The organism is Gemmatimonas sp., assembly GCF_021298855.1.
Classification (GTDB): domain Bacteria; phylum Gemmatimonadota; class Gemmatimonadetes; order Gemmatimonadales; family Gemmatimonadaceae; genus Gemmatimonas.
This window is the reverse complement of the sequence record NZ_JAJTHI010000042.1, coordinates 1-2563: the sequence shown is the minus strand read 5'-3', so window position 1 is coordinate 2563 and position 2563 is coordinate 1. Positions and strand designations below refer to the sequence as shown.

Sequence of the window (2563 nt, the reverse complement as noted above, 5' to 3'; positions counted from 1 at the left end):
GGCCAACTCCTCCGCGGTGGGCGCCCGGTTGGCGGTCCCCATCACCTGCTGGCGGACGGTGTTGTGTCCCACCTGGTACCCCACATTGATCCCTATGCCCATTGCGGCGGCCGAGTCCATGGTGGCCGCCAGCGGATACGGCCCGCCGCCGTCCGGCCCCCCCAGCGCCAGGGTCACGCCCTGACGCGCGGCGCTCGTGGCGTCGGGGAGCTCCAGCAGCGGCTCGAGGTGCGCGTGCAGGTCGATGAACCCCGGCGCCACCACCTGGCCGCGCACGTCGATCGTCCGGGGCGCACTCCCCGCGGCGAACGGCGTCGCCTGTACCGCCGCGATTCTTCCGCCCTTGATGGCCACATGACCCGCGCGGCGCGGCGCGCCGGTACCATCAACGAGCGTGGCGTGCGCCAGCACCACGTCAAACGGAGCGCCCCCCTGCGCGGCAGCAGCAGGGGGCAGCGCGAGCGCCGCCAGCAGCGGCACGAGGGCGGTGAGTCTGGGCATGGTCGGGGGGCGGGGGGACCCACGGTGTTCAGGGCGAGGTCGGCGTCACGCTACCCCCGCCGGCGATCGTCAGCGCGGGGGCGCTACGCGGGTGAAGGTGACGGGGGTTCCCAGCAGCTCTGCCACCAGCTCGTCCACCGTGCCGACGGGGGTCACGCGGAAGCGCACGAAGAACGGGGGGCGCTGGGAGTTGTTGAAGGTGCCCCGGAAGTTGTCGGCGTTCCAGTGTTCCAGCGCGCCAGACAGATGCGGGCCATGGGTGATGCGCAGGGCACCTTCCGCCTCGGTCACCTCGATCGTGCCGTACAGGCTGTCCACGTAGCGCCCGGCGTAGCGTGCCAGTGGCAGCGACGGGGAGCCGGCGGGGGGGCGGTTTGCCGCGGCGCCCTGCTGCGCCTCGCGGGCGCGGGCCTCGCGTGCCTGCTCGCGGGCCCGCGCGTCGGCCAGCCAGTCGCGCGGGGGCGCCTTGAGCTGGAGGTCAAACAGCGTGCGCATCAGCGCCTCAGGGAGTCCGGTGCCGTTCTTGTTGGTGAGGATCACCACGCCGAAGCGCTCTTCGGGGAGGAGGGCCACGTGGGCGGTGAAGCCGCTGGTGCTGCCGCCGTGCCGGACGACGGCGCGCCCGCGGTAGTCCTCCAGGAACCACCCCAACCCGTACGCCGCGTAGTGGGTGTGCGGGTTGAAGGCGCGGTCCGCGGAGTCCAGCCGGATGATGGTGGACGGCGCGTGCATCTCCTCGGCCATGCGGCGGCTGTACAGTACGCGCCCGCCCACGGTCCCCTGCCCCAGTTGCAGGCGCACCCATTGCGCCATGTCGGTGGCGGAGGAATGGATGGAGCCCGCGGGGCCGGCGTTGTCGATGTGCGTCCACGGGATGGGGCGCACCGTGCCGTTCACCTCGGCGTGGGGGGTGGCCCCGTTGGGGTGCCGCTCCATGTCGCGGTCGGTGGTGTTGGAGCCGGTCATCCCCAGCGGCGCGAAGAGGCGCGTGGCAATGAACTCCTCCCAGCGCATGCCGGCGGCGCTGGCCAGCACCTCACCAGCCACGATGTACATGATGTTGGAGTAGCCGAACTGCGACCGGAAGCTCCACGACGGGCGGAAGTACCGCAGGCGCCGGACGATCTCGGCGGGGGGCACGCCGGACGTCATCCACACGGGTTCCCCGCGCGCGAGGCCGGTGCGGTGCGCGACGATGTCCCGCACGGTCACCTCGCGGGTGACCGCGGGGTCGGACATCTGGAAGCTTGGCAGGTAGGTGGTGACTGGGGCATCAAAGGCCAGCCGCCCCGAGTCGGCCAGCATGGCCAGTGCGGCGGTGGTGAAGGCCTTGGTGGTGCTGCCAATGGCAAAGAGGGTGCTTGCGTCCACCGGCCGGCTGGTGGCGGTGTTGCGCACGCCATAGCCCCTGGCGTAGAGGACCGAGTCGTTGCGCACGATGGCGAGGCCGAGTCCCGGGACCTTCCAGTCGGCGAGGGCCTTGGTGATGGAGGCGTCGAGGCCGGCAAAGGGCTCACGGGGCTGCGCGGCGGCACTGGCGGCAAGGAGTGGAAGCAGGGCGGCCGCGTGGCCGGTGCGGCGGAGGCAATGGAGTCGACGGAGGCGGGCAGTCATGGTGATCACGGTTGGAACGGCGGTCGGTGTTTCCGTGGGATCGGTATCGCAATCGGGATGCGCTGAGCATGGACCACGGGTGCCCTGTTTCGCGCGCACCGCATCGAATACGCGCATGACGTACGCGGGACGCCGTTGCCTCCGCCAGTTCCGCTACCGGTGGGCGCGCCGGCGCCAGAGCACGTAGGCCGGTGCGCCCAGCAGTACCGCCCCGATGCCAATCACCGCCTGCCCGGGCCGCGAAATGACGGTGTTGAGCACGATGACGGCCGCGGCGAGAATGAACACGACCGGCGTGATGGGATACCCCGGCACGCGAAACGGCCGGACCGCATCCGGCCGCTTGATGCGCAACGCGATGACCGCCGCCGCTCCCAGCCCGTAGAAGATCCACCCGATGAACACCACGTACGTGAGCAACTGTTCGAACGTCCCGCTCAGCGCGAGG

At 71.3% G+C, this 2563-nt stretch carries 1 protein-coding gene and 2 pseudogenes; all 3 read right to left on the bottom strand.

Annotated features, from left to right (window positions below):
* Nucleotides 1–501: pseudogene (locus tag LW840_RS12925) on the bottom strand (amidohydrolase family protein); the annotation flags it as partial.
* Between the two features lie 69 nt (nucleotides 502–570).
* Complete coding sequence (locus LW840_RS12920; protein ID WP_291277110.1) at nucleotides 571–2115, bottom strand: serine hydrolase; 1545 nt, start codon at nucleotides 2113–2115, stop codon at nucleotides 571–573.
* A gap of 153 nt (nucleotides 2116–2268) precedes the next feature.
* A pseudogene (locus LW840_RS12915) lies at nucleotides 2269–2563 on the bottom strand (amino acid transporter); the annotation flags it as partial.

What these genes read in the sequence shown, in the direction of transcription:
- LW840_RS12920 (WP_291277110.1), bottom strand. Translation starts at nt 2,115, where the DNA reads ATGACTGCCCGCCTCCGTCGACTCCATTGCCTCCGCCGCACCGGCCAC.